The sequence below is a fragment of the Burkholderia sp. LMG 13014 genome, assembly GCF_905232215.1.
Taxonomy (GTDB): Bacteria; Pseudomonadota; Gammaproteobacteria; order Burkholderiales; family Burkholderiaceae; genus Burkholderia.
On record NZ_CAJNKE010000328.1, the window covers coordinates 1 to 6729 of the forward strand.

A 6729-nucleotide genomic window follows, 5' to 3' on the forward strand; every position below is an offset into this window, starting at 1 on the left:
GAATGGGTTCGCGAGGAACGCATTCCTCCGTGATGCTGATAACGGTGTGAAGATAACTTCGTTTGCCGGTGCCAGGCCGGGTGATAGCGTCTCGATACGCGCCGTTGCTGGCGCAACCCGATTCCGATCCCGGCTTACCCCATACGCAGGGCTGCACAGGCGGCCCGGAGGCAATGCTATGTCTTCATCCCTGGCGCTCGTGCGCGACGTGTCTTCCTTCGAGTCCGGCAACGCCGTCGATGCGCGGGCCTCCGCGTCGCTCGACGTGCTCGAGCAGGTCGTCGGCGTGAACCTCGCGCGGTTGCGCGCCGAGCGGCAGTTGTCGCTCGATGCGCTCGCACGGCTGTCCGGCGTGTCGCGCGCGATGCTCGCGCAGATCGAGTCGGCGCGCAGCGTGCCGTCGATCAAGGTGCTCTGCAAGATCGCCGCGGCGCTGAAGGTATCGGTCGCCGCATTCCTGCGCCGCCATGCGGTGAACGGCTTCGAGCATCTGGCGGCCGAGCGCGCGTCGCGCGTCGTCAGCTCGAATGGCCGCTTCTCGGCGCGCGCGCTGTACCCGGAAGGCGAGCCGGCCGCGGCCGAGTTCCACGAGCTGCGGATCGCGCCGCTGCATACGGAGCCCGGCGCACGCCGCGCGCCCGGCACGACGGTCAACCTCGTCGTCAGCGAAGGCACGCTCGAAGTCAGCGTGCATGAGCGCCGCCAGTTGCTCGCGACCGGCGACGCGATCGTGTTCGATGCCGACCAGCCGTACAGCCTGCGCAACCCGGGCGACAGCGAGGCGCGCGCGTTTCGCGTGACGGTGAGCCCCGAGGTGCCGCCGCGCTGGCTCGTGCCCGACGCGGCGCACGCGGCACATGCTGCGCACGCGGCCGGCTGATTGCACAGGCTGCACGGAAGCGGGCCGCGTTCTCGTCGTTCGGGCGAGATCGCGGGTCGTCAGTCGGCCGTTCGGACGATGCCGTTAGACGGAGTCGTCAGTAAGGTTTTAGGTAGTCTTCGCTGCGCCGCGCGCGTAGCTGTTGTATGCTTGGCCCGCCGTTGATGGGGTTGGCCCATCCGGCAATCAGTGCGTCTTCAGGGCGGGGCGAAATTCCCCACCGGCGGTAGGCTGGCGTAAGCCGGCGAGCCCGCGAGCGCCCGCGCAACCGCGCGGGGTCAGCAGATCTGGTCGAATGCCAGAGCCGACGGTCATAGTCCGGATGAGAGAAGATGTGCAGATAGTCATGTCCGCCAGGGCCGCTTCGCGATGGGTGCGAAGCGGGTTGTCGTTCTGTCTGTTTGCAATGCCCTGAAACGTTTTTCGCCCAAATCGTCTTTGCGAGGAGCGTTTCACATGTCCTTGATGTCCGTTTCGTCGGCACCCGCCGACGCCTTTGCCGATCTCCCGTTGCTGGATTCCGAACCGGTGCCGCCGCGCATCGCCGCCGCGCTCGATGCGATGCGCGCAGGCCGTGCGGTCGTGCTGCAGGACGACCACGACCGCGAGAACGAAGCCGACCTGATCGTCGCCGCCGAGCGCATCACGCCCGAGACGATGGCGCTGCTGATTCGCGAGTGCAGCGGCATCGTGTGCCTGTGCCTGACCGACGACACGGTGCGCGCGCTCGAGCTGCCGCCGATGGTGCAGACCAACGAGAGCCGCAACGGCACCGCATTTACCGTCTCGATCGAGGCACGCGAAGGCGTGCATACGGGCGTATCGGCGGCCGATCGCGTGACGACGATCCGCGCGGCGATCGCCGAAGGCGCGAAGCCGCACGACATCGTGCGCCCCGGCCACGTGTTTCCGTTGCGTGCGCAACCGGGCGGCGTGCTGGCACGCCGCGGTCACACCGAAGGTACGGTCGACCTGTCGATCCTCGCGGGCCTGAAGCCGGCCGGCGTGCTGTGCGAGCTGATGAATCCGGACGGCACGATGACGCGCGGCGACGATGTCGAGCGTTTCGCTCAACAGCACGGGCTGCCGATGCTGACGATCGCGGAACTCGTCGAGTTCCGCGAGGCGCTGGCCGCCGCGCGCGAGCGCTGCTGCGAGCCGGCCTGAGCGTAGGGAAAGCGGGCGCGTTCGCGCGCCCGTGGCACGGCGTGCGTGAACCGGTGCACGCCGGATCGGCCCGATCAGCGTGATCGGACCGGCACAACCGTCAGGACTGTACGTCCCCGAATTCGCCGCGCACGCCGGCTTCGACGAGCGTCGGCAGTTCGTCCATCTTGCGCATGATCCGCGTGATGCCCATCGCGCGCAGCGCGTCCGCGTAGTTGTCGGGGATGTGGCTCGCACCGACGAACGCGATCGTCTTCATGCCCGCCGCGCGCGCGGCATTCAACCCCGACACGCTGTCCTCGACGACGATGCAGCGCTCTGGCGCAACGCCGAGCGTGTGCGCCGCGTGCAGGTAGACGTCGGGGTAGGGCTTCGGCCGCGCCACCTGTTCGGAGCTGAACACGCGATCGCCGAAGATCTCGGTGAGCGACGCGCGCTTCAGCGAGCTGCGCACGCGCACGAGCCGGCTGTTCGACACGACGGCCACCGGCAGGCTCACCTTCAGCAACGCGTCGCGCACGCCGGTGATCGGTGCGAGCGACTGCGCCAGCGCGCTCTCGATGTTGTGCTCGATGATCTCGATGAAATTGGCGGGCATTTCGATCCCGAAGCGGGATTCGATTCCCGCCAGGAAGCGCGACGTCTGCTGGCCGAACGCCGACTTTGCGGCGGCTTCGAAATCGAGATTCGGGAACGTGGCGGACAGCGTGTCGAGCAACACGCGGTCGGCGATGACTTCGCTGTCGACGAGCACGCCGTCGCAGTCGCAGATGAGGTGATCGAGCATGGTGGTGAAAAGCGGGATGTCGGCAACGCAGATCAATTCGCCATCATACGTGCTTTCACGCGCATGCCGCGCGACGCTTCGGCAAATTTTCCCGATGCGGCCGCGCGCTCGCAACCTGTCGTCCAGGGGGCGGCAGATCGTTCGGCGGCGGCTCGCTTGCACGATTCGCCGCCGCTTGCCAGCGGTTGCGTTACAGCTCGATTACGCGCCCCGTTTTCCACGACGTCATCGCGGCCTCGGCCAGTTCGAGCGCAGCGAGCCCGTCATCGATCGTCGTCCTGACCGGTGTGCCGTCGCGCAGCGCGTCGACGAAGTGCGCGATCTCGGCCGCGTACGCATGCCGGTAGCGCTCGAGGAAGAACGGCTCCGGCACGTCCGTCGCGATGCCGCCCGCGAGCCACGCGCTCACCTCGGTCGGCCGCACGTTGCCGGCCTGCAGCATCCCGTTGCTGCCGAGCAGCTCGAAACGCTGGTCGTAGCCGTAGGCGGCGCGCCGCGACGTGTTGATCTGGCACAGCAGCCCGCGCCGCGTGCGGATCGTCACGGCGGTCGAATCGATGTCGCCTGCGTCGTGCACGGCCGGATCGGTCAGGCAACTGCCGGTTGCGTGCAGCGTCTGCGCTTCGTCGCCGAGGATCCAGCGGAACACGTCGAAATCGTGGATCAGCATGTCCTTGAAGATGCCGCCCGAACTGCGGATGTAGTCGACGGGCGGCGCACCCGGGTCGCGGCTCGTGACGATCAGCATTTCCGGCGCACCGATCTCGCCGCGCTCGACGCGCGCCTTCAGCGCGGCGAAGGTCGGGTCGAAGCGGCGCTGGAAGCCGATCATGCAAGTCACGCCGCTACGCCGGACGGCGTCCGCGCACGCACGCGAGCGCTCGACGGTCAGGTCGACGGGCTTCTCGCAGAACACGGCCTTGCCCGCGTGCGCGGCCGCGACGATCAGGTCCGCATGCGTGTCGGTGCTCGATGCGATCACGACGGCGTGGACAGCCGGATCGCCGAGCGCGCGCTCGACGTCGGCCACCTGCGCGCCGTGCGCGTGGGCCAGGGTTTCGGCTGACGGCGCGTGCCGGTCGACCACGTACTTCAGTTTCGCGCCCGGATGGCGCGCGAGATTCGCCGCGTGGATCTTGCCGATCCGTCCCGCGCCGAACAACGCGAATTCGATCATTCCGTTCTCCTGTTGATTTCGTGGTTTTCCGTTGGCACGCGGCTCGAGTCGGCCATGCACCGTGGCGGCGGTCATTGATCCGCTAGTTCGCCGCGAACGTAGTCGATGCTCGCCCGCAGCCGGTCTTCGATGTCGTCGGCTTCGGCGATTTCAGTTGCGAACGGCTCGAACGAGAACGCGCCGCGGTAGCCGCGTGCGAGCAGTTCGCGCAGTTGCCGGAGATTGCCGAGCCGGTCGGCGCCGCCGACCAGCACGCGATGGCCGTCGCGCATCCGGTCGACCGGCAGGTCGTCTTCCTCGACGCCCGAGAGGTGCACTAGGCCCGTCAGGTTCGGGAAGAAGATGTCCTCGCCCGACAGGTGATGGTGGAACGTGTCGTGCACGAGCCGGAACACCTGCTCGCCCGCTGCGTCGTAGATGCCTTTCACCGCATCCGACTTGCGGCGCAGCGCGCATTCCTCGAAGCCGAGCGGCTCGATGAAGCCGAGCAGGCCGCGCGCGTCGAGGATCGGCTTGAGCGCCTTCAGCGCCTTCACGAGATCGGCGTGGCGCACGTCCGCGCTGCGCGTGTCGCTCCGGCTGTTGGTCGGGCACAGCACCAGCGCGCGCGCGCCGCATTGCGCCGCGTAGTCGGCAAGCACAGTTGCCTCGTCCGCGCGCTCGGCGTTCCATTGCTCGAAGCGCTGCAGCGCGTTGATCGTCAGGATCGTCACGCCGCCGGCTTCGACCGTCGCGCGCACGGCGGCGGCCGGCGTGCCGTCGGCGATCTCGACGCCGTCGAGATCGTTGCGGATCTCGATCGTGTCGACACCGAGACGCTTGCACAGCGCGATGTAACGGTCGAGCGGCAAGCGCGGTGCGCTCATCCGGTTCAGCGAGAAGTGGAAGGCTTGCGTCATCGTTCTGTCCTTGGGGTTCGAGTGGGGGCGAGGTTCGAATCAGGCGCCGGTGCGCGCGAGGTCGGCTGCCGGCTGGTTCGCCGGCGGCGCGGCGAGGGCATGCCACGTGTCGCGCAGCCAGTGCGCGCACGCGACGTTGTTGTCGAAGATCGAATAGCGTGCGCCGCCGCCGTAGTCGGGAAACGGGATGAACTCGCAGCTGATCTGTTCGACGCCCGCCGGCTGGGCGTGGGCCTGCGATTGCAGCAGTTGCCGCAGCGCGGCCTTCCACGTGTCGAGCGCCGCCGCGTGCCATGCGCCGTGATAGGCGCCCGGCGCGGGCGCGACGAACGGATACTGGATGCCGCGCCCGGGCCTGCCGTCTGCGCGGCGCATCCATGGGTTGTCCGGATTGTTCGGGCTCACGCTGCGCGCATGTGCATGGCGGACCCAGCCGCGTGCGATCCAGTCGGTGTAGAGGGCGTCGGGCGATACAGGGTCGAGCAACCGGCGGCCGCCATCGGCCGCGTCGTGCATGCCCGATGCATCGAGTTCGGCGCGATTGCCGATCTTGAACAGCAGATGCGAATGATCAAGCGTGATCCGGAACGGCACGCCGGCCCGCTCGACATGCTGCGCGACGCGCGCGATGCGCTTGAAATCCTCGCTCCACATGTCGACGTGCACTTCGAGGCTCGGCAGGCAACCGGCCGGCTCGCCGCGCTCGTAAGTGCGCAGGTAGAAATCGGCAACCTCGCGGTCGGACAGCGGATGGCCGTCCGCATGATGCGTGTACAGCTGGCAATTGAGTACGGTGCTGCCGAAGCGCGCACCCGCGTCGACGATCTCGGCCACGTGTGCTTCGTCGCGGCCCGCGCACCAGATGCCGCCGATCACGCGAATCGGCAGCGCATGGCGTTCGGCCAGCGCGAAATACGGCGACAGGTCTTCGCCGCGCGCCGGGTTCTTTTCGACGTAGTCGAATACACCGGCGCTGGCGACTCTCCGGAAGCGTTCGGCGGGCGCGGGCAACGGCAGGCCGTCGTGTTCGAGCACGCCGTCGAGGTTCACGCCGATGAGGATCGGTTCAGCCATCGTCTCCTGTCCGCCGTTGTCATGGGAATGGCTGCCCAATGTACGGAGGTGCGGCGCGGGCTGCATGACAAACGTTGACGAAAAATCGCCCATGCGGCGGTCGATTTTTTTACAACGCGGATGCGGCGCGACGGACGGTGCGGCAGACGGCGCGACAGACAGCGCACCAGGCGGCAGGATTCAGGCCGGCAGGTAGGCGCTCGTCCTCACGTTTGCCGGACAGAACACGCGGAATTCGACCGGGTCGGCTGGCGGCGGCTGTTCGACGATCCCGCACGCATGCAGCACGTGCTGCAGCGCGGAAATCACCTGGCCGTCCGGATCCTGGTCGATCGCGAGGTCCATCGCGCCGGCTTCGATGAAGGTGCGGTGCAGGTCGATCATCTCGTGGCCGATCCACACGACCCGGCCGGCCGCGCCGGCCTTGCGCAGCGCCGCTTCGATGCCGGCCGAGCCGGCGCCGCTGTTGTAGATCGCGACCACGTCGTCGTGCGCCTGCAGCGCCTTCGTCACCGCGCGGTAGCAGCGGTCGTCCTGGTCGAGCGTCTCGACCGGCTCGTCGTCGCAGCGGACGGCGGCGAACGCTTCGGCGAGCTGGTCGCGGCAGCCGGCCATCCGGTCGGCGTGCGCGCGGTAGCCCATGCGCCCGCCGAGCAGCAGCACGCGGCCGGGGCGTGCCGCCAGGCGGCCGATGTAGTAACCGGCCGTGCGCCCGGCCCGGTAGTTGTCGATGCCCGCGAAGTGC

The 6729-nt window shown here is 68.2% G+C and carries 7 protein-coding genes and 1 riboswitch; of the genes, 2 read left to right on the plus strand and 5 right to left on the minus strand.

Going from position 1 to position 6729, the window contains the following annotated elements; genetic code table 11:
• The first annotated feature begins 178 nt into the window (after positions 1 to 178).
• Entirely contained in the window at positions 179 to 880 is a 702-nt protein-coding gene (locus tag JYJ84_RS24910; RefSeq protein WP_122946216.1) for a helix-turn-helix domain-containing protein, read from the plus strand.
• A gap of 189 nt (positions 881 to 1069) precedes the next feature.
• Positions 1070 to 1218: riboswitch (FMN riboswitch) on the plus strand.
• 118 nt (positions 1219 to 1336) lie between these two features.
• Complete coding sequence (gene ribB, locus JYJ84_RS24915) at positions 1337 to 2047, plus strand: 3,4-dihydroxy-2-butanone-4-phosphate synthase (protein WP_085042345.1); 711 nt, start codon at positions 1337 to 1339, stop codon at positions 2045 to 2047.
• A gap of 100 nt (positions 2048 to 2147) precedes the next feature.
• Here the strand turns inward: ribB and JYJ84_RS24920 are convergent, their stop codons facing one another.
• From JYJ84_RS24920 to JYJ84_RS24940, 5 genes are all read right to left on the minus strand, one after another.
• Positions 2148 to 2834: an HAD family phosphatase gene (locus JYJ84_RS24920; protein WP_122946215.1), complete on the minus strand. Its 687-nt coding sequence runs from the start codon at positions 2832 to 2834 to the stop codon at positions 2148 to 2150.
• 190 nt (positions 2835 to 3024) lie between these two features.
• Positions 3025 to 4011 carry an inositol 2-dehydrogenase gene (iolG, locus tag JYJ84_RS24925; RefSeq protein WP_174955557.1) on the minus strand — a complete coding sequence of 329 codons (987 nt, stop codon included), beginning with the start codon at positions 4009 to 4011 and terminating at the stop codon, positions 3025 to 3027.
• Between the two features lie 71 nt (positions 4012 to 4082).
• The gene (locus JYJ84_RS24930; protein ID WP_175221650.1) at positions 4083 to 4910 is read right to left on the minus strand and encodes a TIM barrel protein; all 828 of its coding nucleotides are present in this window, start codon (positions 4908 to 4910) and stop codon (positions 4083 to 4085) included.
• A 39-nt stretch (positions 4911 to 4949) separates the two neighbouring features.
• Positions 4950 to 5984, minus strand: a complete 1035-nt coding sequence (locus tag JYJ84_RS24935; protein ID WP_175221651.1) for a xylose isomerase — start codon at positions 5982 to 5984, stop codon at positions 4950 to 4952.
• Positions 5985 to 6164: 180 nt separating this feature from the next.
• The coding region (locus JYJ84_RS24940) for a substrate-binding domain-containing protein (RefSeq protein WP_205189571.1) at positions 6165 to 6729 on the minus strand (565 nt) is incomplete at its 5' end.

Coding starts and splice junctions, on each gene's coding strand:
- JYJ84_RS24910 (WP_122946216.1), top strand. CDS start 179: ATGTCTTCATCCCTGGCGCTCGTGCGCGACGTGTCTTCCTTCGAGTCC.
- ribB (WP_085042345.1), top strand. CDS start 1,337: ATGTCCTTGATGTCCGTTTCGTCGGCACCCGCCGACGCCTTTGCCGAT.
- JYJ84_RS24920 (WP_122946215.1), bottom strand. CDS start 2,834: ATGCTCGATCACCTCATCTGCGACTGCGACGGCGTGCTCGTCGACAGC.
- iolG (WP_174955557.1), bottom strand. CDS start 4,011: ATGATCGAATTCGCGTTGTTCGGCGCGGGACGGATCGGCAAGATCCAC.
- JYJ84_RS24930 (WP_175221650.1), bottom strand. CDS start 4,910: ATGACGCAAGCCTTCCACTTCTCGCTGAACCGGATGAGCGCACCGCGC.
- JYJ84_RS24935 (WP_175221651.1), bottom strand. CDS start 5,984: ATGGCTGAACCGATCCTCATCGGCGTGAACCTCGACGGCGTGCTCGAA.